Raw genomic sequence first — 20,271 nt, 5'->3', positions numbered from 1 at the left:
GTCAGCTCATCTCCTCGTAGCGACGGGTCTGCCGGAAGCCGATCACGGAGATGATTCCGACGAAGACGAAGATCAGGATCGAGATCGCCGACGCGAAGCCGTACTGCGCCTGCTCGCCGCCGAACGCCAGCTCGTAGACGAAGGTGATCAGGATGTCGGTGTGGCCGGCGGAGACCTCGGCGTCGGCCATCGGCGGCCCGCCGTTGGTGAGCGCCGCGACCAGCGTGTAGTTGTTGAAGTTGAACGCGAAGGACGCGATCAGCAGGGGTGCGGTCGCCATCAGGATGTAGGGCAGCTTGACGTTGCGGAAGATGTTCCACGCCCCGGCGCCGTCGATGCGTGCCGCCTCGATCACGTCGTTCGGGATCGCCTGGAGGGCGCCGGTGGCGACCAGGAACATGTAGGGGTAGCCCAGCCACAGGTTCACCACGATCAGCGAGATCTTCGCCAGCCACGGGTCCCCGAGCCAGTCGAGCTCGGCGCCGAACAGCAGCACCTCGTTGACGAAGCCGAACTGCGTGTTGAGCATGCCGCGGAACACGCCGGCCGAGATCACCGCCGGGATCGCGTAGGGCATCAGCAGCAGCGAGCGGTAGAGCCGGCGCCCCTTCATCCTCGGGTCGTTGAGCACCATCGCGGTGAACAGGCCGAGGGCGAAGGTGCCGAGCACGGTGATCGCGGCGAACGCGATCGTCCAGATCAGGATCTGCAGGAAGGGCCCGCGGATCTCGTCGTTGGTGAGGATCCGCTTGAAGTTGTCGAACCCGACGAACACCTTCCAGCCGGGGGTGAGCCGGTCCCCGTTCGCGCTGACGAAGTAGCCGGTCTCGTGGTCGGCGGTGTAGACGACCCCTTCCCGCGTGATCGTCTCGGCATCCTCGTCGTAGACCGCCGCAGGCTTGTAGACGTAGGCGTTCGAGCCGTCCTGGGTCTTCAGGCTGCCGTCTTCGGCGTCGTCGCTGAACGGCACCCGGTAGGTCGTGATCTCCTTCGACCGGGGTCCGATGATCTCGGCGTACGACAGCGGCTGGTAGCCGTCGAGGGCGACGGCCTTGCCGGACTCGTCGCGGGTGGCGCCGTCGACCTCCTCGAGCGGCTCGTCGGCGGTGCCGACCGAGACCTCGCCCTCGGGGCTGGTGACCAGGAACGCGAGCTCCCCGTCGCGGTCCATCACCGTGAGGCGGTACTGCGGCGAGTCGGGAACCCGCCGCTCGTTCTGGGCGAGGATCACGTCGACCGAGCGCTGCTGGTCGCCGGCGTTGAACTCCGAGGAGTTCGTCAGCGCGACGGCTCCGGTGTAGAAGACGACGTAGACCTGGTAGACCAGCAGCAGCACCAGGCCGGGCATCAGGTACTTCATCGGCACGAAGCGGCCGGTGGCGTAGACGACGTCGATCGCGACCGTCGCGACCAGGACGGCGGCGAAGCCCTTCCACATGCCGAGCTCGCCGAGCGCCATCAGCGCATAGATGCCGAGCGCGTTGACCAGGGCCAACAGCGCGTAGCGCACCAGGACACCGGTGCTGTACTTCATCCCAAACCCCTCGTCGGTGGTGCCTGACGCGCGATGCCGGTGCCGTCGCCCGCGGGGAGCGGAAGCTGCGACGGCACCGGCATCACTGTGCTGTGAGTTGTGCTGCGATCAGGTCGGCGTCAGCCGATGGCCTTCTGGATCCGCTGCGTCATCGCGTTCCAGAGCTTCACCGGGTCGCCGCCCTTGATGATCTGCATCTCGGTCTTGCCCCACTCGGTCCACACGGCGTCCATCGCGGGGATGTTGGGCTGCGGGACACCGGCGGCACCGACGCTGCCGAAGCCGGCGTAGATCGGGTCGGACTTGCTGGCCTCGAACACCGAGGTCAGCGCGGACGGACGGCCGCCGACCTCGAACAGCTGCTGCTGGGCGTCCTCGGTGCCGAGGTAGTTCACGACGAAGTCGTTGGCCACGAGGGCGTTCTCGCTGTGCGCGCTGACCATGAAGCCCTGCACACCGACGAACGGCACGGCCGGCTCACCGCCCGGCGAGGGGATCTCCTCGACGGAGTAGTTCACGCCACCCTCGTCGAAGGTCGCCAGCGCCCAGGGGCCGGTGATGATGTAGGGCACCCGGCCCTTGGCGAACTCACCGGTGGCGATGTCGTAGGTCACCGACGGGTTGATCACCTTGTCCTTGGCGGCCTGCGAGAGCCACTTGGCGAACTCCACGCCGTTCTCGTCGCCGATGGTCAGCTGGGTCGGGTCGTAGCCACCCTCGGGGAGCTGGCCGAAGATCGAGGAGCCGAAGGACTGCTGCAGCGGGAACAGGTGGTACGGGTCGCCGTTGGTCGGGTCCTGCTGGACCGCGAACGGCAGCTTGGCCTTCTTGTCCGCGACGAGCTGCTTGCCGGTGGCGACCATGTCGTCCCACGACTCAGGCGCCTCGGGCGCGAGGTCGGTGTTGCGCACGAGCGCGATGTTCTCCACGGCGTACGGCAGGCCGTAGGTCTGGCCGTCGTAGGTGAACGCGTTGACCGCCACCTCCTGGAACTCGCCGGCCTTGTCGCCGAGCTCGACCGGGGCGATGCCGCCGCTCTCGACGAGGCTGCCCAGCCAGTCGTGCGCACCGATCAGGATGTCGGGGCCCTTGCCCTCGGGGGCCTGGGTGGTGAACTCGTCGCGCAGCGTGGCGAAGTCCTTCTGGACGACCTTGACGGTCACGCCCTTCTCGGACTTGAACTGCTCGCCGATCTCGGTGACGACCGGGGTCCGGGTCTCGTCGGCCCACACGGTGATGGTGCCGGCGGCGGCCGGGGTGGTGGGGCTGTCGCTGGGCTCGGCCGCGTCGTTCGAGCCGCCGTTGCTTCCGCAACCAGCGAGCAGACCGACCGCGGCGAGCAGGGCGGCGGCCTTGGTGGTCGCCTTGACGCTCGTACGGCGCATGGGGTGGCTCTCCTTTGAGTCAGGATGGTGCTGTGAGCTGAACCTAGCAAGAACTTGCAGAGTTTGAAAGATTTTGCAGAGATCTAGGATGTTCTTGCACGGTTGCCGGATAGTCTTGCTGACATGCAGCCGCAGTCACAGGGACGAAAGGCCCGTCTTTCGGACGTAGCGGAACAAGCCGGCGTCAGTGAGGCCACGGTGTCGCGCGTCCTCAACGGCAAGCCGGGCGTGGGCGCCGAGACCCGCCGCGCCGTCCTCACCGCGCTCGACGTGCTCGGCTACGAGCGCCCCGCCCAGCTGCGCACGACCAGCTCGGGACTCGTCGGCCTGGTGGTCCCGGAGCTGGAGAACCCGATCTTCCCGGCGTTCGCCCAGGCCGTGGAGTCGATGCTCTCCCAGCGCGGCTACACCTCCGTACTGTGCACCCAGACCCCGGGCGGGGTCACCGAGGACGAGTACGTCGCGATGCTCCTCGCGCGTGGCGTGTCCGGGATCGTCTTCATCTCCGGGCTGCACGCCGACTCCACGTCCGACAAGGCGCGCTACCGCCGGCTCGTGGACCAGGGCCTCCCGGTCGTCCTGGTCAACGGCTTCACCGACGAGGTCGTGGCCCCGTTCATCTCCACCGACGACACCTTCGCCATGCGGCTGGCCGTCAACCACCTCGCCGCCCTCGGCCACCGGCGCATCGGGCTGGCGATCGGACCGACCCGCTACGTCGTCGCCCAGCGCAAGGTCGACGGCTTCCTCGCCGCGTCCCAGACCCTGCTGGGCATCGGCGCCGCAGATGCCGAGGCCATGGTCGAGCGCACCCTGTTCACCGTCGAGGGCGGACACGCTGCCGCCACCCGCCTGCTCGACAAGGGCGCGACCGCCATCGTCTGCGGCTCGGACCTGATGGCTCTCGGCGTCGTGCGCGCAGTGCGTGCCCGCGGCGGCCAGGTGCCCACCGACGTGTCCGTGGTCGGCTTCGACGACTCGCCGCTGATCTCCTTCACCGACCCTCCGCTCACGACGATCCGCCAGCCGGTGGCCGCGATGAGCCAGGCAGCCGTCCAGGCGCTCGCCGAGGCGATCAGCGGCCACGACGCGCCCACGGGTGAGTACCTGTTCTCCCCCGAGCTGATCGTCCGCGGCTCCACCGCGGCGGCGCCCGGGGCCCGCTGACCGGTCTGTCTAGCCTGCCCGGCGTGACATGTCCGGGGCAGGACCTTCTGCCTTTGCGCCCGCAGCGCCGCGACCGAGGATGGAGGAGACCCAGGGAGCGCACCATGGCGGAGCTCACAGACATCCCGATCGAGGAGTGCCTCGCCCTTCTCCACAACGAGGTCGTCGGCCGCGTGGCCATCGACGCCCCCACCGGCGTGAGCATCGTGCCGGTGAACTACTCGGTCTACGACGGCGACATCGTCTTCCGGACCGCCCCCTACAGCCAGCTCGGCACCTACGGCTGGCACTGCCGGCTGGCCTTCGAGATCGACGGCGCCGACGTGGCCACGCACCAGGGCTGGAGCGTCGTGGTCAAGGGCCGGGCGGAGCTCGTCGACGACCCCAAGTGGCTGGCCTCGATCCGGCAGCAGAACGACCCCCGACCGTGGGCGAACGGGCAGCGCTGGCTCTACATCCGGCTGCATCCGGAGGAGGTCACCGGGCGCCGGATCAGGGGCGGTGTACCCGAGCAGCGCACGGGCGGCTGAGCGTCGTACCCCCGGTGGGACTCGAACCCACACTGAAAGGTTTTTAAGACCTCTTCCTCTGCCATTGGGATACGGGGGCCGGCAGGCAGGTCAAAGATAGGTCTTGCGCGGGTAGATCGCGTGCGCGCCGGCGGCGCGGTCGAGGAACAGCAGCCCGTCACAGTGGTCGATCTCGTGCTGCAGAGCCCTGGCCTCGAAGGCGTCCGCGCTGATCTCGACCCGCTCGCCGGTCACCGGCAGCTGACCGGCCACGACGATCCGGGTCGCGCGCTTCACGTCGCCGGTGAAGTCGGGGACGCTCATGCACCCCTCGCGCGCCTTCTCGTTGCGCGAGGCGGAGACCACCTCGGCGTTGCAGAGCACGAACGTCCCGTGGTGCGAGCGGGTCTTGGGATGCTCGGTGACGTCGACGCAGAACATCTTCACGCCCACGCCCACCTGCGGCGCGGCCAGGCCGACACATCCGGGCGAGACGCGCATGGTGGCGACCAGGTCGGCGGCGAGCTGGACCATCTCCGGATCGGCGGGGTCGATCGCGGCGCCCACCTGGGAGAGCACCGTCGCCGGGGCGCGCACCACCTCGAGGACACGTCCCTCGACGGGGAGGTCCTTCTCGGTCCAGCGGCCGACGGTGTCGTCGACGGGAGCGGAGCTCACAGCTCGTCGCTCTCCATCTCGCGCAGCGTGACCCCGACCCCGAGCTCCTCGCCGGCCCGGCGCAGCGCGGCCTGGAGCGCCTCGACGTCGGCGTCCGCGGGCAGGTCCACCTCGGCGGCGAGGACGTAGAGGTCCCCGGCCAGGCGGGTGGTCAGGTCGGTGATGTTGCCGCCGGCGGCGGCCACCTCGCCGACCAGCGTGGAGACGATGCCGGCGCGGTCGCCGCCGTGCACGGTGAGGACGTACGTCGACCCGACCGCCTCGTGCGCGGGCTCCTCGGGGACCTCGCGCACCGCCACGGTCAGCGAGCCGTCCCGGGTCAGCCCGGCGAGGGCGGACTCGATCTCCTCGGCACCGGGCCTGCCCGCGCAGACCAGCATCATCGCGAAGTGGCCGCGCAGCAGCGTCATCGTGGAGTCCTCGATGTTGAGGCCGAGGTCGGCGAGGACGCGGGTGGTCTCGGCGATGATGCCGGGGCGGTCGTGTCCGAGGACGGTGATGGCGTGCAGAGTCACGGGCGCCATCCTCCCATGCGCCACACCGCGCTCAGCCGGGCAGTCCGCCCAGTGACGCGGCGCGGGCCAGCACCGCATCGAGCATCGGCTCGGTGAGCTTGCCGGTGAAGGTGTTCTGCTGCGAGGGGTGGTAGCTGCCGAGCAGCACCAGCTCGCGGCCCTCCGGCGAGGTGAGCACGGTCTCGGCCGCATGGCCGAACTTCGGCTTGGGGCGGTGCACGTCGTACCCGACCGCCCGGAAGACGCGCAGTGCCGCGTCCCAGCCGTAGGAGCCGAGCGCGACAGCCGCGCGCACCGACCCGGCGACCATCGAGACCTCCTCGACCAGCCACGGCGCGCAGGTGTCGCGCTCCTCGATCGTCGGCTTGTTGTCCGGCGGCGCACAGCGCACGGTCGCGACCATCCGGGCACCGAGCAGCCGCTGGCCGTCCCCGGCGTGCACCGAGGTCTCCTGCGCGGCGAGCCCGACGCGGTGCAGCGAGGCGAACAGCCAGTCGCCGGACCGGTCGCCGGTGAAGATCCGGCCGGTGCGGTTCCCGCCGTTGGCCGCCGGGGCGAGCCCGATGATCAGCACCCGAGGCTCGGGGTCGCCCCAGCCGGCGATCGGCCTGCCCCAGTACGGCTCGCCCGCGAACGACGCGCGCTTGCCGACCGCCACGTCCTCGCGCCACCGCACCAGCCGCGGGCAGGCACGGCACACCGAGACCCGGGCGTCGATGTCGGAGAGTCCGGCGGCAGCGTCGGCGAGCGCGATCACGTCGGCGGGCGTCTCCGCGACGGGCGTGTCCACCGCGGCCGGGTCGTCGGGCCATCCGGTCCCCGGCGGCACCGGGCTCGGGAACAGGTCGCCGGTCAGCGGGTGCGGCAGCAGTACGTCGGACACGGCGCTCCTCAGGCCACCGACCAGGCGATCCCGTCGAGGATGTCGGCCTCGGAGACCAGCATCGTGTCGACCGACGTACGCCGCAGCACCTCGTCGAGGATCAGCGCACCCGCGCCGATCACGTCCGCGCGACCGGGGTGCATGAACGGCAGTGCACGCCGCTCGGCGACCGTCATCGCGAGCAGCCGCTCGGTGACGGCGTGCACGTCCGCGACCGCCAGCACCGCCTGGTCGATGGCCGCACGGTCGTAGCCGTCGAGGTCGAGCACCGCGGCGGCGACGGTGGTGATCGTGCCGGCGACACCGACCACGGTGCGCGCCTCTCCCAACGGCACGCCGGACCCGGCAAGCGCCTCGGCGATCTGGGCCGTGGCGGCGGCGACCTCGTCGGCCATCGGCGGGTCCGAGCGCAGGTGTCGCTCGGTCATCCGCACCGAGCCGATGTCGAGGGACCGCGAGGCGCGCAGGTGCGCGTGTCCCGGTCCTGCGGCCGGGTCACCGAGGATCAGCTCGGTCGAGCCGCCGCCGATGTCGACCACCAGGAGCGGTGCGGGCAGCCCCCGCCCGGCCAGCCCGCGCGTCGCGCCGTCGTAGGACAGCTGTGCCTCCTCGGGGCCGGAGACCACCTCGGGCGTCACGGCGAGCCTGGCCTCCACGCCGGCGGCGAACTCGGCGGCATTGGCGGCGTCCCGGGCCGCGGATGTCGCGCAGAACCGGATCGCCTCCACGTCGTGGGCGGCGATGATCGCGGCGTACTCGTCGATCGCGGCGAACGTCCGCTCCAGCGCCTCCGGGGCGAGCCGGCCGGTGCGGTCGACGTCCTGCCCGAGCCGCACCATGCGCATCTCGCGCACGTGCTCGTCCGCCTGGCCGGTCTCGGTCGACAGGTCGGCGACCAGCAGCTTGATCGTGTTGGTGCCGCAGTCGATCGCGGCCACCCGGGTCACGGGTTGCCCTCGGTCTCGGCGGGCTCGACCACCGGGCGCTCGACGGGCTCGACCACCGACGCCTCGACCACCACGCAGGGACCTTCGGCCCAGAACGCACCGAGCAGGTCGAGCACCTCGTCGCCCAGCGGGTTCACCCCGCGACCCTGGGCCAGCGCCTGGCCGGCGAGCACGTGCAGGCACTTCACCCGGGTGGGCATGCCACCGGCGGAGACGCCGTGGATCTCGGGCACCTCCGCGATCGCCTCGCGGTACGCCAGGTACGCCTCGTGCGCGCGGCGGTACCCCTCGGCCAGCTCGGCGTCGTCCTCGAGCCGCTGGGTCATCTCCTTCATCAGCCCGGACGCCTCGAGGGTGCCGATCATCGAGGCGGCGCGCGGACAGGTCAGGTAGAACGTCGTGGGGAACGGCGTACCGTCCTCCAGCCGCGGCTCGGTGGCCACCACGTCGGGGTTGCCGCACGGGCAGCGGTGCCCGATCGCGTGGATCGAGCGGGGTGGCCGGCCGAGCTGGGCGGCGATGACTGCCTCGTCGCGGGCCGTGACGGGCTCGGAGGTCACTTCTTCCTCTTCTTCGGCGGGTCGATCTCCTCGACCGGGTCGGGCAGCTCCTCGGGGTTGCCGGCCGCCTCCATGGTCCCCCAGGCCTTCTCCCACCACGCGGGCTCGTTCTCGGCCTCGATCGCGTCGGGGTCCGACAGGCTGTCCTCGTGGCCGAGCGGCTCGCCGTTCTCGTCGAGCACCTGGAAGCCGATCTCCCCGGGCATCACCCAGCCGAGGCGCTGCGTCGCCTGCGCCTCGACGTACGCCGGGTCACGCCAGCGCCGCTTCTCCCGCTGGAGCTCGGCGATGTTGTCCTCGGACTCGGCGATGCTCGCCCGCAGCTCGGCCAGGTGCGCCTTCTGCTCGAGGTACGCACGCATGCTGGAGGCGTAGGACACCGCGAGCACGCCGAGCACGAGCAGCAGGATCACCGCTCGGCCGGTGAACCTCGGCCGGACCGGCCGGGTCGCGCCGCCGCCTCGTCCGGCCGCCGCCCGCGGGGCCGGCCGGGTCGCGGGACGCGCACCGGCTCGGGATCCCGAGGGTCGGCTCGCCGTCCCGCGGGGACGAGACCCCGGAGACGACGACGGACGGCTGCTCGGCACGGGCCTGGCTCAGCTGCGCCCGAAGCGGGGGAACGCGCCACGACCGGCGTAGCGGGCCGCGTCGTCGAGCTCCTCCTCGATGCGGAGCAGCTGATTGTACTTCGCGACGCGCTCGGAGCGGGCCGGGGCACCGGTCTTGATCTGGCCGGTGTTCGTGGCCACCGCCAGGTCGGCGATCGTGGTGTCCTCGGTCTCGCCGGAGCGGTGGCTCATCATGCACCGGAAGCCGTTGCGGTGGGCCAGGTCAACGGAGTCCAGGGTCTCGGTCAGCGAACCGATCTGGTTGACCTTCACCAGCAGCGCGTTGGCCGACTGCTCGGCGATGCCGCGCGCGAGCCGCTCGACGTTGGTCACGAACAGGTCGTCGCCGACGATCTGCACCTTGTCGCCCAGCGCGGCAGTCATCGAGCCCCAGCCGGCCCAGTCCTCCTCGCTCATCGGGTCCTCGATCGAGACGATCGGGTACGACGCGACCAGGTCGCTGTAGTAGGCCAGCATCTGCTCGGCGCTCTTGGCCGAGCCCTCGAACTGGTAGGCGCCGTCGGAGAAGAACTCGGTCGCCGCGACGTCGAGGGCGAACACGATGTCCTCGCCGGCCTTCAGCCCGGCCTTCTCCACCGCGGTGGTGATCAGGTCGAGCGCCTCACGGTTCGAGCCGAGATCGGGGGCGAAGCCACCCTCGTCGCCGAGGCCGGTGGCGAGACCGCGCTCCTTGAGCACCGACTTCAGCGCGTGGTAGACCTCCGCGCCCTGGCGCAGCGCCTCGCGGAAGGTCGGCGCACCGACCGGGGCGATCATGAACTCCTGGACGTCCACACCGGTGTCGGCGTGGGCACCGCCGTTGAGGATGTTCATCATCGGCACCGGCAACAGGTGCGCGTTGGGGCCGCCGAGGTAGCGGAACAGCGGCAGGTCCGCGGAGTCCGCGGCGGCCCGGGCGACCGCCAGCGAGACACCGAGGATCGCGTTGGCCCCGAGCTTGGCCTTGTTGGGGGTGCCGTCGAGCTCGAGCAGGCGCTGGTCGACCAGGCGCTGCTCGGAGGCCTCGAAGCCGACCAGCTCGGGACCGATCACGTCGAGGACCGCGTCGACGGCCTTCTCGACGCCCTTGCCGCCGTAGCGCGAGCCGCCGTCGCGCAGCTCGACCGCCTCGAAGGCACCGGTGGACGCCCCGGACGGCACCGCGGCACGGCTCACGGTTCCGTCGTCGAGGGCCACCTCGACCTCAACAGTGGGGTTGCCACGCGAGTCGAGAATCTCGCGTGCGCCGACAGCCTCGATGGACGCCACGGTCTGCTCCTAGCGGTTGATGTCTGGACAGGAGCCAGCCTAACGGCGGGCCGGCGTACGACTCGGCAGGGCTCGCCTCACGAGAGCAGGCTCACCAAGGCAACGCGCGGGGCCCGGGTCCGGCGCCGGAAGTGGGCAGAAGTGGCAGCCCGCTGCCAGGAATGGGCACGAACAACAGCTCCGGAGCGAGATAGCTGCGGTTCGTGCCCATTCCGCGGGGCTGACTGCGGCCGGTGGCCCCGGGCGGGCCATCCGCAAATAGCCCGAAATGACTACTAACCCGCACCACGCCCGCTCGTTGATCCCGGTGAGACCCCCAAGGAGCAGACAGTGAGCGACAACCTCGACGTAGACCTCAACGACGCGGAGCTGATCGCGGAGATCGAGCTGGTCACCGAGCTGATGGTGCTCGCCTCCGAGTCCGGCCCGCGGCTCGACCAGGCCGCCATCGACGCGGTGCTCGGCGTGGCCGCGCCCCGGCAGGTGGTGCCGATGCGCACCGCGCCGGAGATCTTCATCCCCCAGCAGCGCGCGGTCTGAGACCCCTGGCTAGCTGCCGGCCTCGGTGGCCCGCACGGCGTCGGCCAACCGGCGTACGGCGGCCCGCAGCTCCTGCTCTGCGTCGAGGCCGGCAGCCCTCGCCTCGACCACGAGCGTGAGCAGCCGGTCACCGAGCTCCTCGCCGGCCGGCGACGGCGTGACCCCCGCCCGCGCGGCGCGGCTGAGCGTCTTGTCGGCCAGCGCCAGCGCCGGAAGGGCCAGCGGGATCCCCTCGAGCACCGACGCTCGGCCCTTCTCGGTGGCCTTGAGCTGCTCCCAGTTCCGCTCGACCTCCGCGGCATCGGCCACGTCGAGACCGGCGAACACGTGCGGGTGCCGGTGCACCAGCTTGTCGACGATCCCGCCGGCCACGTCATCGATCGTGAACGCGTCCTCGGGGTCGGCCTCGGCGGCGATCCGGGCGTGGAACAGCACTTGAAGCAGCAGGTCGCCGAGCTCCTCGCGCAGATGGGCGTAGTCGCCGCTCTCGATCGCCTCGAGCGTCTCGTAGGCCTCCTCGAGCAGGTACCTCGCCAGCGACTCGTGGGTCTGCTCCCGGTCCCACGGGCAGGAGGTGCGCAGCCGGTCCATCACGGTGACCAGGTCGAGCAGGCGCGCACCGGGCACGTCGTACGACGCGTGCAGCACCTCGACCTCGGGGAGGTCCTCACCTGCGACCAGCCGCTCGGCGAGCAGGTGCGGCCAGGCGGACGCCTCCTCGTCGGTGGCCAGCCAGACCAGGTCGATGTCGGTGGCCAGGGACAGCACGTCGTCGAGCCGTGGCTCGGGGAGCACGTCGACCTGGTGGCCGCTCGCGGTCACGGCACGGAACAGTGCCGAGCCGTCGCCGGAGGCCAGCACCCGCGGCGCGGTGGACACCGCCTGCCAGGCGGGCCACGACATCAGCCCGGCTGCGACGCGCGGGCTGGTGACCAGAAGGGTCAGCACAGCGGCGTCAGCTGCACTGCTGCGACGCGGGCAGCTCCGCGACGAACCCCTCGTCGGGCTGGTCCTGGTCGCCGGCCTGCGCGCGGTCGGACGCCGGCACCGACAGCGAGGTCCCGCCGCGCTTGAACGTGCCGTCCTCGAACCGGCCGTAGCGGGGGTCGACCTCGACGTCGAGCCCGTCGACGTACTCGTTGCGGAGCCGGACACCCTCGGCGAGCGCCTCGTCCTCACTCGCGTTGCGGCCGAGCGACTCGCGGCCGACCTCGATCAGCATCAGCTGGCCCTCGGCGTACTCCCGCAGCGCGGTGCGGAAGTCCTCGCGCTGGTCCTCGGGCAGCAGGGCCAGGCCGTTCTCGTTCTGGGCGACCGCCTGCGAGACCTGCTGGGCGTTGGCCTCCACGCCCTGCGACTCGCCGAAGCGCTGCGAGAGCTCGGTGTCGAGCAGGATCGAGACCGCGACCTCGCGGGCACCGCGGCTGGGCAGGGTGGGCAGCGGCTGGTTGCTGGCGCGGGCCGTGGCGAGGTTCGCCGAGCAGACCGCGAGCGCGACGTCGTCGACCTCGTCGTGGGAGATCGTCGTCGACCCGACCACGATCGCTGCTCCGGGGTGGAGACCACAGCCGGCGAGCACCGTCGCCGCCCCGGCAGCGAGCGCTGCGAGCTTCAGCCTGCGTCCTGCGACCAACACGTGTGACTCCTCGTTCGACCTGGACCGAGATGGGCTCGGCGGGTTCAGCTGCTCGGGACCGGCTCCCGGTCGACGATCGAGTCGATGACCTGCCGTGCCCACGCGAGCAGCTCCTCGTCCCGGATGGGCGGCCCTCCCACGGTGGTGGGCATGGGCCGGGGCACCAGCATCGTACGCACGCCGGGCTTGAGGATGCTGCGCGGGTAGAGCCTGTCGAGCCGGACCTTGCCGGAGTCGGGCAGGTCGACCGGCGCGAAGCGGAGGTACTTGCCCTGCAACGTGATGTCGGTGAGGCCGGCTCGCCGCGCCCGTGCCCGGAGCCGGGCCACCTCGAGCAGGCTTGCCACCGGGGTCGGCGGCTCGCCGTACCGGTCGACCAGCTCCTCGCGGATCGCAGTGACGTCCTCGTCGCTGCGCACCTCGGCCAGCCGCTTGTACATCTCCAGCCGCAGCCGCTCCGAGGGCACGTAGTCGTGCGGCAGGTGGGCGTCGATCGGCAGCTCGATCTTCACCTCCGGTTCTTCAGCCGACGCGTCGCCCTTGAACTCCGCGACCGCCTCGCCGACCAGCCGCACGTAGAGGTCGAAGCCGACGTCGGCGATGTGGCCGGACTGCTCGCCACCCAGCAGGTTGCCGGCACCGCGGATCTCGAGGTCCTTCATCGCGATCGCCATGCCGCCGCCGAGGTCGGAGTGCTGGGCCAGCGTCGCGAGCCGCTCGTGCGCGGTCTCGGTCAGCGGCTTGTCGGCCGGGTAGAGGAAGTAGGCGTAGGCGCGCTCGCGACCACGACCCACCCGGCCGCGGAGCTGGTGCAGCTGGGAGAGACCGAGCATGTCGGCCCGCTCGATCACCATCGTGTTGGCGTTGGAGACGTCGAGCCCTGACTCCACGATCGTGGTGCACACGAGCACGTCGAAGCGCTTCTCCCAGAAGTCCACCATCACCTGCTCGAGCTGGTGCTCGCCCATCTGGCCGTGGGCCACGCCGACCCGGGCCTCGGGCACCAGCGCGCGGATCCTGGCCGCGGCCTTCTCGATCGTGCTGACCCGGTTGTGGATGTAGAACACCTGGCCCTCGCGGAGCAGCTCGCGGCGGATCGCCGCGGTGACCTGCCGGTCCTCGTAGGCGCCGACGTAGGTCAGCACCGGGTGTCGCTCCTCCGGCGGGGTGGTGATCGTCGACATCTCCCGGATGCCGGTGATCGCCATCTCCAGGGTCCGCGGGATCGGCGTCGCCGACATCGCGAGCACGTCGACGGAGGTGCGCAGCCGCTTCATCGCCTCCTTGTGCTCGACGCCGAAGCGCTGCTCCTCGTCGACGATCACCAGGCCGAGGTTCTTGATCTTGATGTCGGGGTTGAGCAGCCGGTGCGTGCCGATCACGATGTCGACGCTGCCCTCGGCGAGCCCCTCGAGCACCGCCTTGGCCTCCGCGTCGGTCTGGAACCGCGACAGCCCCTTGAGCACCACCGGGAAGCCGGCCATCCGCTCGGCGAAGGTCGAGAAGTGCTGCTGGACCAGCAGCGTGGTCGGCACCAGCACGGCGACCTGCTTGCCGTCCTGGACCGCCTTGAAGGCTGCGCGTACGGCGATCTCGGTCTTGCCGTAGCCGACGTCGCCACACACCAGCCGGTCCATCGGGACCTGCTGCTCCATGTCGCGCTTGACCTCGTCGACCGTGGTCAGCTGGTCGACGGTCTCCACGAACGGGAAGGCGTCCTCGAGCTCCCGCTGCCAGGGCGTGTCGGCGCCGAACGCGTGCCCCTGGGTGGCCTGCCTGGCGGCGTACAGCTTGATCAGCTCCGCGGCGATCTGGCGCACCGCCTTGCGAGCCCGGCTCTTGCGCTTGGCCCAGTCGCCACCGCCGAGGCGGTCCAGGCTCGGCTGCTCGCCGCCGACGTAGCGGGTGACCTGGTCCAGCGTGTCGGCCGGGACGTAGAGCCGGTCCGGCGGCGCGCCCCGCTTGGAGGAGCCGTACTCCAGCACGAGGTACTCCCGCGTCGCGCCCTGCACGGTGCGCTGCGCCATCTCGACGTAGCGGCCCACGCCGTGCTGCTCGTGCACGACGTAGTCGCCGGGCTTGAGCTCGAGCGGGTCGATCTGCTTCTTGCGCCGCGTGGGCATCCGGCGCATGTCCTTGGTGGAGGACCGCTGGCCGGTCAGGTCGTCACCGGTGAGCACCGCGAGGCACTGCTCGTCGTCGACGAAACCGTGGTCGAGGCAGGCGGTGGTGACGTGCACGATCCCCGGCTCGGGATCGGCGTCGAGGCTCCCCACGAGCCGGGCCGGCACGTCGTGCTCCTTGAGCACCTCGACCATCCGTTCCGCGGGGCCGTGCCCCTCGTTGAGCAGCACCACCCGCGACCCGTTGCCGAGCCACTGCTTCATGTCGGTGATCGCGTGCTCGATGTCGCCGCGGTAGGCGTCCACGGGCCGGATCCCCAGGGTGCGCGACTCGACCGCACCGGCCTCGGCGTCCACGCCGGAGTCCACGATCTCGCCGGTCTCGTCACGCAACGGCCCCGGTGGTTGAGGAGCGAGCGAAGCGAGCGTCTCGAAACCACCGGCGTCAGGGTCCAGCCCGAACGGCGAGATGCTCCACCACGGCTTGTCCTGCGCCAGGCTGAGGGCGCGTACGTCGGCCAGGGACCGGTACGACGCCGCACCGAGGTCGACCGGTGCCTGCCCGCCTCCTGCCGCGGCGGCCCAGGAGGCGGCGAGGAACTCCTCGCTCGTGGCAACCAGGTCGTGCGCCCGGCTGCGCACCCGCTCCGGGTCGAGCACCAGCACGTGCGTGTCGTCGGGCATCAGGTCGACGAGCATCTCCATCTCGTCCACCAGCACCGGGGCCAGCGACTCCATGCCCTCGACGGCGAGCCCCTCGGCCATCTTGTGGGTGATCTCGGCGAGCTCGGGATGTGCCTCGCCCAGCGCAGCCGCGCGTCGGCGTACCTCCTCGGTGAGCAGCAGCTCCCGGCACGGCGGCGCCCACAGCCGGGGCACCGGCTCCAGCGAGCGCTGGTCGGCCACGGCGAACGAGCGGATCTCCTCGACCTCGTCGCCCCAGAACTCCACGCGCACCGGGTGTTCCTGGGTCGGCGGGAAGACGTCGATGATGCCGCCGCGGACCGCGAACTCCCCGCGCTTCTCGACCAGGTCGACCCGGGAGTAGGCCGCGTCGGCGAGCCGGCGGACGACATCGTCGAGGTCCGCCTCGTCGCCCACGGCGAGCTCGACCGGCTCGAGGTCGGCCAGGCCCTTGACCTGCGGCTGGAGGATCGAGCGGACCGGGGCGACGACGACCTTCAGCGGACCGTTGCTCGCGTCGCCACCGGGGTGCCGGAGCCTGCGGAGCACGGCGAGCCGACGGCCGACGGTGTCCGAGCGCGGCGAGAGCCGCTCGTGCGGCAGCGTCTCCCAGGCCGGGTAGTAGGCCACGGTGTCGGGGTCGACCAGGTCGCCGAGGTAGGTGACCAGGTCCTCGGCCTCTCGGGCGGTCGCGGCCACGGCCAGCACCGTGCGTCCGGCGTCCACCAGACCCTTGACCACGAACGGCCGCAGCGATCCGGGGCCGGTGAGGTCGAGGCTGGGTACCCTTCCCCCGCGGGCGTCCTCCATCGCGGAGGCGAGCACCTTGTCGCGCAGGACGAGGTCGGCCAGACCCTTCAGGCTCACGGTTCTGCTCTTTCTGTGGGGATGGCCGGGCCGGGGACGCCCGGTGGACAACACCGATGCCCCCTGTCGAGGTCGACGAGGGGGTGACGTCCACCGAGTTTACGGGGTGGCCCCGACCGGCAGCTTCGGGCGATCCACCGCGGCCGGCGCCCGCAGGAGTACGACGGCCACCGCGACCAGCCACGCCACGAACACCGGGTAGGCCAGGTAGCCGATCGCACCCTCGGCCGACATCACACCCTCGGTCGCCACGATGCCGAGCAGCGGGAGCAGGTGCACGAGCGCTGCGGCCGCCGACAGCCGGCCCAGCCACAGCGGAACCCCGTCGTGGCGGTGCCCAGCGACCGCGACGGCGCCGAGCGCGACCACGAGCGGGAGGTTCGCGACCAGGAGGAGCACCACCATCAGGTCGCCGAGCGTGGCGACCACGTCGGGCTCGATCCCTCCTGCGGCGGCGCGGGCGGTCGCGACCTGGATCGCCTGTGCCGACAGGCTCAGGCCTGCGTAGACGAGGCCGGCGCCGAACGCCACGGCCCCTGCGGCGCCTCCGGCCAGCGACCGCAGCCCCGACCAGACGAGCACCACGAAGCCGGTGCTCAGCACGAAGAACAGGCTCTGGCTCAGCAGCTCGGTCTCGTAGCGGGCTGCCCACCCGCTGAACTCTGCAGGGGTTGCGGTGAGCACGTCGGCGGAGGCCCGCTCGAACGCGAGCGCTGCCCCGCCGGCGACGAGGGCGGCGACTGCCGCGAGGCCGCCGAGGTGCACGGCGTCGGTCCTCATGACCCCAGGCTCACGCCAGGGCGCCGCCGGCCACCAGTGCCGAACGGCCCGCGCTGTCGTCACGCGCCTCGTAGGGCGCGCCGCCGTCGCGCGGGCCGCCGTCGCGCGGGCCGCCGTACCTCAGGCCGGCGGGTGCTCGGCCCAGTAGCGCTTGACGAAGTCGGTGATCTGCTCGGCCAGCTCGGGGCGGCACACCAGGAGGTCGGGCAGCAGCACGTTCTCCTGGTTGTAGGCCAGCGGCGCGCCGTCGGCCCGGCTGGTGTGCAGGCCGGCCGCTCGGGCGACCGCGACCGGGGCCGCGGAGTCCCACTCGTACTGTCCGCCGGCGTGGACGTAGGCGTCGGTCACGTCGCGGGCCACCGAGATCACCTTGGCCCCGGCCGAGCCCATCGGGACCAAGTCGGCGCCGATCTCCTCGGCGAGCGCGGTGACGAACTCCGGCGGGCGGGTCCGGCTGACCGCGATCCGCGGGCGCTCGCTGGTCCGCGGGGGTACGACGGGCGGCTCGCCGGTGCTGAACGTGGTGTCCAGACCCGGCTGCGCGACGGCACCGGCGACCAGGTCGCCGTCCGCCCAGAGCGCGACGTGCACCGCCCAGTCCTCGCGCGGCGGCTCGGAGAACTCACGGGTCCCGTCGAGGGGGTCGACGATCCACACGCGCCTGGCCGACAGGCGGGCCTTGTTCGCGATGCTCGCGGCGCTCTCCTCGGACAGCACGGCGTCGTCGGGCCGGTGCTCGGCGAGCAGGCGCATCAGGAGCTCGTGGGCGGCGCGGTCGCCGGCGTCCTTGAGCTCCTTGCCCTCCAGGCCCTCGCCGCGGACCTGCATCAGCAGCCGGCCGGCCACGGTGGCGGTCCAGGCGGCGAGCACGTGGTCGTCGGTGGCGGCCTCAGCGGGCGGCTGTCCTGCGTCGAAGTCGGTCACGGTGATGCACCTTTCCTACGTCGAGATCTGGTGCGGGGCCGTGGACGGTTCCCACGCGGTGTGACACGTGTGGAGCGTCCATAACCCCGCGTTACAGCGGAGGTGGTCAGGAGTTGAAGCGGCTCTGGGTCTGCTCGAGGCCGTCGGTGATCAGGCTCTCCACCGCGTCGGCGGCCTTGTCGATCTGGAAGGGCAGCACCTTCCGCTCGGCGGAGGAGTAGTCGGCGAGCACGAAGTCGGCCGGCGACTGGCGACCCGGCGGGCGACCGATGCCGACCCGCACCCGGTAGAAGTCACCGGTGCCGAGCGAGCCGCGCATCGAGCGCAGGCCGTTGTGGCCGTTGTCGCCGCCGCCGAACTTCACCCGGAGCGTGTCGAACGCGATGTCGAGCTCGTCGTGGACCGCGATCACCCGGTCGGCCGGCACCTTGTAGAACTTCGTCAGCGCCGAGACCGGACCGCCGGTCTCGTTCATGTAGCAGCGCGGCCGGGCCAGCACGACGCGCGGGCCCCCCGGTCCGCCGAGCCTGCCCTCGACCACGTCCGCGCGGCCGGTCTTGTGCGGCCGGAATCCCGATCCGACCCGGGCGGCCAGCTCGTCGTTGACCATGTACCCGATGTTGTGCCGGTTGCCGGCATACGCAGGGCCGGGGTTCCCGAGCCCGACGACCAGCCACAGGTCCTCTGTCATCGTCGTCTCTCGGGAGCTCCCGGCCCTTTCACGCGTGCGTACGTCCCTCCACCTGCGCCACATGGACGCTCAGCGTAGGGGTGTGGGCTTCTCTCAGCCCTCGGTGCTCTCGCCCTCGGCGGCAGCGGCCTCGCCCTCGCCCTCGCCAGCAGCGGGAGCGGCCTCCTCGGCCTCCTCGCGCTCGATGCCCAGCTCGCCCTCGGTCTCGGCCAGCTCCGCCTCGACCTCCTCGGCGGTGGGGGCGTGGGTGACGTTGACGATGAGGGTCTCCTCGTCGACCTGCACGCTCGAGCCGGAGGGCAGGGACAGGTCCTTGGCGAGGATCTGGGTGCCGACCTCGGCGCCCTCCACCGACACCTCGATGAACTCGGGGATGTGGGTGGCCTCGGCCTCGACGGTGACGGTCGGGTGCTCGGTGACGACGAGCGTCTCCGGGGCGGAGTCGCCCACCACGTGCACGGGGACCTCGACGGTGACCTTCTCGCCCTTCTTCACGACGAGGAGGTCGAGGTGCTCGAGGAAGCCCTTGATCGGGTCACGCTGGATCTGCTTGGGCAGCGTGAGCTGCGACTTGCCCTCGATCTCGATCGACAGCAGCGCGTTGGCGCCGCCGTGCTTGAGGGCGAGCATCGTCTCGTGGCCGGGCAGCGTGACGTGGATCGGGTCGGTGCCGTGGCCGTAGAGCACCGCGGGCACCTTGTCGGCGCGGCGGATGCGGCGGGCGGCGCCCTTGCCGAACTCGGTGCGCGGCTCGGCCTGGATCTTGGTCTCGGACACGGGGGAACTCCTCAATCGACGAAGGCAACTCGAACTTCAACGTGGTTGGTCGCCCAGGCCCGCGGGGATCTGCGCGCGATGCGCGCGGCCGTGTCCCGGTGCCAGCACCGGGAGGGAGCCGCCGCGTCGATCACGGAGCGAGATCTCTCCCTCGCCGAGGCAACTTGCCAATCCTAGCGAGGACCGGCAGGTTCTGCGAAATCAGGCCTGCCCGTCGAACAGGCTGGTCACCGAGCCGTCCTCGAAGACCTCACGGATCGCCCGGCTCACCAGCGGCGCGATCGAGAGCACGGTGAGCTTGTCGAAGCGCCGCTCGTCGGAGATCGGCAGCGTGTTGGTGACGATCACCTCCGCGGCCGGGCAGTTCTTGAGCCGGTCCACGGCCGGGTCGGAGAGGATCGCGTGGGTCGCGGCGATGATCACGCCGCTGGCACCCTCGGCCATCAGCGCCTCGGCCGCCTTCACGATCGTGCCGCCGGTGTCGATCATATCGTCGACCAGCACGCACATCCGGCCCTTGACCTCACCGACGACCCGGTTGGCCACCGACTCGTTGGGCCGGTTGATGTCGCGGGTCTTGTGGATGAACGCCAACGGGGCGCCGCCGAGCCGGTTGGACCACTGCTCGGCGACCTTGATCCGGCCGGCGTCGGGCGAGACGACCGCGAGCTTCTCGTGGCCGTACTTCTCCCGGACGTGCGCAGTGAGGATCGGCAGCGCCATCAGGTGGTCGACCGGGCCGTCGAAGAAGCCCTGGATCTGCGCGGTGTGCAGGTCGACCGCGATCAGCCGGTCGGCGCCGGCGGTCTTGAACAGGTCGGCCATCAGCCGCGCCGAGATCGGCTCGCGGCCGCGGTGCTTCTTGTCCTGCCGGGCGTAGCCGTAGAAGGGCATCACGACCGTGATCCGCTTGGCCGAGGCGCGCTTGAGCGCGTCGACCATGATCAGGTGCTCCATGATCCACTCGTTGACCGGAGCGGTGTGGCTCTGGATCACGAACGCGTCGCAGCCGCGGACCGACTCCTCGAACCGGACGTAGATCTCGGAGTTGGCGAAGTTGTAGGCCGAGGTCGGGACCAGGCCCGTGCCGAGCTGCTCGGCGACCTCCTCGGCGAGCTCGGGGTGTGCCCGACCACTGAAGACCATCAGGTTCTTCTCGGTCGTCCGCTTCATTCCGCTCACGCGTGCTCCTCG

General features: G+C 71.2%; 20 protein-coding genes and 1 tRNA gene. 3 read left to right on the top strand and 18 right to left on the bottom strand.

Features of this window, described 5'->3' with window-relative positions; translation table 11 throughout:
- Nucleotide 1 precedes the first annotated feature (1 nt).
- Both ACYVIH_RS12770 and ACYVIH_RS12765 read right to left on the bottom strand, forming a co-directional pair.
- Nucleotides 2–1,534, bottom strand: coding sequence for an ABC transporter permease subunit (locus tag ACYVIH_RS12770; RefSeq protein ID WP_460869830.1), 1,533 nt, complete (start codon nucleotides 1,532–1,534; stop codon nucleotides 2–4).
- Between the two features lie 119 nt (nucleotides 1,535–1,653).
- The gene (locus ACYVIH_RS12765) at nucleotides 1,654–2,919 is read right to left on the bottom strand and encodes a sugar ABC transporter substrate-binding protein (protein ID WP_460869829.1); all 1,266 of its coding nucleotides are present in this window, start codon (nucleotides 2,917–2,919) and stop codon (nucleotides 1,654–1,656) included.
- A 123-nt stretch (nucleotides 2,920–3,042) separates the two neighbouring features.
- On the opposite strand from ACYVIH_RS12765, the gene ACYVIH_RS12760 reads away from it, so the two are divergent.
- Together ACYVIH_RS12760 and ACYVIH_RS12755 are read left to right on the top strand one after the other, a co-directional pair.
- On the top strand, nucleotides 3,043–4,086 hold the full coding sequence (locus ACYVIH_RS12760) for a LacI family DNA-binding transcriptional regulator (RefSeq protein ID WP_460869828.1): 1,044 nt from the start codon (nucleotides 3,043–3,045) through the stop codon (nucleotides 4,084–4,086).
- Between the two features lie 104 nt (nucleotides 4,087–4,190).
- Nucleotides 4,191–4,616: a pyridoxamine 5'-phosphate oxidase family protein gene (locus ACYVIH_RS12755; RefSeq protein ID WP_460869827.1), complete on the top strand. Its 426-nt coding sequence runs from the start codon at nucleotides 4,191–4,193 to the stop codon at nucleotides 4,614–4,616.
- 6 nt (nucleotides 4,617–4,622) lie between these two features.
- On the opposite strand, the gene ACYVIH_RS12750 is transcribed toward ACYVIH_RS12755, so the two are convergent.
- The 8 genes from ACYVIH_RS12750 to eno form a co-directional block, all read right to left on the bottom strand.
- Nucleotides 4,623–4,695 (bottom strand) — tRNA-Leu (locus tag ACYVIH_RS12750).
- An 11-nt stretch (nucleotides 4,696–4,706) separates the two neighbouring features.
- Nucleotides 4,707–5,273: a peptide deformylase gene (gene def / locus ACYVIH_RS12745; protein ID WP_460869826.1), complete on the bottom strand. Its 567-nt coding sequence runs from the start codon at nucleotides 5,271–5,273 to the stop codon at nucleotides 4,707–4,709.
- Nucleotides 5,270–5,797 carry a glycine cleavage system transcriptional repressor gene (locus ACYVIH_RS12740; protein WP_460869825.1) on the bottom strand — a complete coding sequence of 176 codons (528 nt, stop codon included), beginning with the start codon at nucleotides 5,795–5,797 and terminating at the stop codon, nucleotides 5,270–5,272. Before ACYVIH_RS12740 ends, def begins: the two co-directional genes overlap by 4 nt.
- Before the next feature lie 22 nt (nucleotides 5,798–5,819).
- Nucleotides 5,820–6,671, bottom strand: coding sequence for a uracil-DNA glycosylase (locus ACYVIH_RS12735; RefSeq protein WP_460869824.1), 852 nt, complete (start codon nucleotides 6,669–6,671; stop codon nucleotides 5,820–5,822).
- Nucleotides 6,672–6,679: 8 nt separating this feature from the next.
- Nucleotides 6,680–7,618: a Ppx/GppA phosphatase family protein gene (locus ACYVIH_RS12730; protein ID WP_460869823.1), complete on the bottom strand. Its 939-nt coding sequence runs from the start codon at nucleotides 7,616–7,618 to the stop codon at nucleotides 6,680–6,682.
- A complete protein-coding gene (locus ACYVIH_RS12725) occupies nucleotides 7,615–8,178 on the bottom strand; it encodes a DUF501 domain-containing protein (RefSeq protein ID WP_460869822.1) in 564 nt (187 codons plus the stop codon). Before ACYVIH_RS12725 ends, ACYVIH_RS12730 begins: the two co-directional genes overlap by 4 nt.
- Nucleotides 8,175–8,591, bottom strand: coding sequence for an FtsB family cell division protein (locus ACYVIH_RS12720; RefSeq protein ID WP_460869821.1), 417 nt, complete (start codon nucleotides 8,589–8,591; stop codon nucleotides 8,175–8,177). Before ACYVIH_RS12720 ends, ACYVIH_RS12725 begins: the two co-directional genes overlap by 4 nt.
- 183 nt (nucleotides 8,592–8,774) lie before the next feature.
- Nucleotides 8,775–10,055, bottom strand: coding sequence for a phosphopyruvate hydratase (gene eno / locus ACYVIH_RS12715; RefSeq protein ID WP_460869820.1), 1,281 nt, complete (start codon nucleotides 10,053–10,055; stop codon nucleotides 8,775–8,777).
- A gap of 330 nt (nucleotides 10,056–10,385) precedes the next feature.
- Between eno and ACYVIH_RS12710 the strand changes: the two genes are divergently transcribed.
- The gene (locus ACYVIH_RS12710; RefSeq protein ID WP_460869819.1) at nucleotides 10,386–10,595 is read left to right on the top strand and encodes a hypothetical protein; all 210 of its coding nucleotides are present in this window, start codon (nucleotides 10,386–10,388) and stop codon (nucleotides 10,593–10,595) included.
- A gap of 9 nt (nucleotides 10,596–10,604) precedes the next feature.
- Here the strand turns inward: ACYVIH_RS12710 and ACYVIH_RS12705 are convergent, their stop codons facing one another.
- From ACYVIH_RS12705 to ACYVIH_RS12670, 8 genes are all read right to left on the bottom strand, one after another.
- Nucleotides 10,605–11,543, bottom strand: coding sequence for a nucleoside triphosphate pyrophosphohydrolase (locus ACYVIH_RS12705; protein WP_460869818.1), 939 nt, complete (start codon nucleotides 11,541–11,543; stop codon nucleotides 10,605–10,607).
- A 7-nt stretch (nucleotides 11,544–11,550) separates the two neighbouring features.
- A complete protein-coding gene (locus ACYVIH_RS12700; RefSeq protein ID WP_460869817.1) occupies nucleotides 11,551–12,231 on the bottom strand; it encodes an RAD14 family DNA repair protein in 681 nt (226 codons plus the stop codon).
- A gap of 44 nt (nucleotides 12,232–12,275) precedes the next feature.
- Nucleotides 12,276–15,905, bottom strand: coding sequence for a transcription-repair coupling factor (gene mfd / locus ACYVIH_RS12695; RefSeq protein WP_460869816.1), 3,630 nt, complete (start codon nucleotides 15,903–15,905; stop codon nucleotides 12,276–12,278).
- A 99-nt stretch (nucleotides 15,906–16,004) separates the two neighbouring features.
- Nucleotides 16,005–16,685, bottom strand: a complete 681-nt coding sequence (locus tag ACYVIH_RS12690) for a hypothetical protein (RefSeq protein WP_460869815.1) — start codon at nucleotides 16,683–16,685, stop codon at nucleotides 16,005–16,007.
- 120 nt (nucleotides 16,686–16,805) lie between these two features.
- A complete protein-coding gene (locus tag ACYVIH_RS12685; protein ID WP_460869814.1) occupies nucleotides 16,806–17,609 on the bottom strand; it encodes a 3'(2'),5'-bisphosphate nucleotidase CysQ in 804 nt (267 codons plus the stop codon).
- 106 nt (nucleotides 17,610–17,715) lie between these two features.
- On the bottom strand, nucleotides 17,716–18,300 hold the full coding sequence (gene pth, locus ACYVIH_RS12680) for an aminoacyl-tRNA hydrolase (RefSeq protein WP_460869813.1): 585 nt from the start codon (nucleotides 18,298–18,300) through the stop codon (nucleotides 17,716–17,718).
- A gap of 93 nt (nucleotides 18,301–18,393) precedes the next feature.
- Nucleotides 18,394–19,077 (bottom strand): 50S ribosomal protein L25/general stress protein Ctc, encoded by a 684-nt coding sequence (locus ACYVIH_RS12675; RefSeq protein WP_460869812.1) that lies wholly within the window; start codon nucleotides 19,075–19,077, stop codon nucleotides 18,394–18,396.
- Nucleotides 19,078–19,278: 201 nt separating this feature from the next.
- Nucleotides 19,279–20,259 carry a ribose-phosphate diphosphokinase gene (locus ACYVIH_RS12670; RefSeq protein WP_460869811.1) on the bottom strand — a complete coding sequence of 327 codons (981 nt, stop codon included), beginning with the start codon at nucleotides 20,257–20,259 and terminating at the stop codon, nucleotides 19,279–19,281.
- Nucleotides 20,260–20,271 lie beyond the last annotated feature (12 nt).

This window comes from Nocardioides pakistanensis (genome assembly GCF_054781215.1).
Note: the sequence above shows the minus strand (reverse complement) of the source record. Positions and strands in the feature narration are given on the sequence as shown.

Excerpts from the sequence above, each read along its gene's own strand:
- ACYVIH_RS12740 (WP_460869825.1), bottom strand. The coding sequence starts at position 5,797 with ATGGCGCCCGTGACTCTGCACGCCATCACCGTCCTCGGACACGACCGC.
- ACYVIH_RS12765 (WP_460869829.1), bottom strand. The coding sequence starts at position 2,919 with ATGCGCCGTACGAGCGTCAAGGCGACCACCAAGGCCGCCGCCCTGCTC.
- ACYVIH_RS12760 (WP_460869828.1), top strand. The coding sequence starts at position 3,043 with ATGCAGCCGCAGTCACAGGGACGAAAGGCCCGTCTTTCGGACGTAGCG.
- ACYVIH_RS12690 (WP_460869815.1), bottom strand. The coding sequence starts at position 16,685 with ATGAGGACCGACGCCGTGCACCTCGGCGGCCTCGCGGCAGTCGCCGCC.
- ACYVIH_RS12755 (WP_460869827.1), top strand. The coding sequence starts at position 4,191 with ATGGCGGAGCTCACAGACATCCCGATCGAGGAGTGCCTCGCCCTTCTC.
- ACYVIH_RS12770 (WP_460869830.1), bottom strand. The coding sequence starts at position 1,534 with ATGAAGTACAGCACCGGTGTCCTGGTGCGCTACGCGCTGTTGGCCCTG.
- pth (WP_460869813.1), bottom strand. The coding sequence starts at position 18,300 with ATGACAGAGGACCTGTGGCTGGTCGTCGGGCTCGGGAACCCCGGCCCT.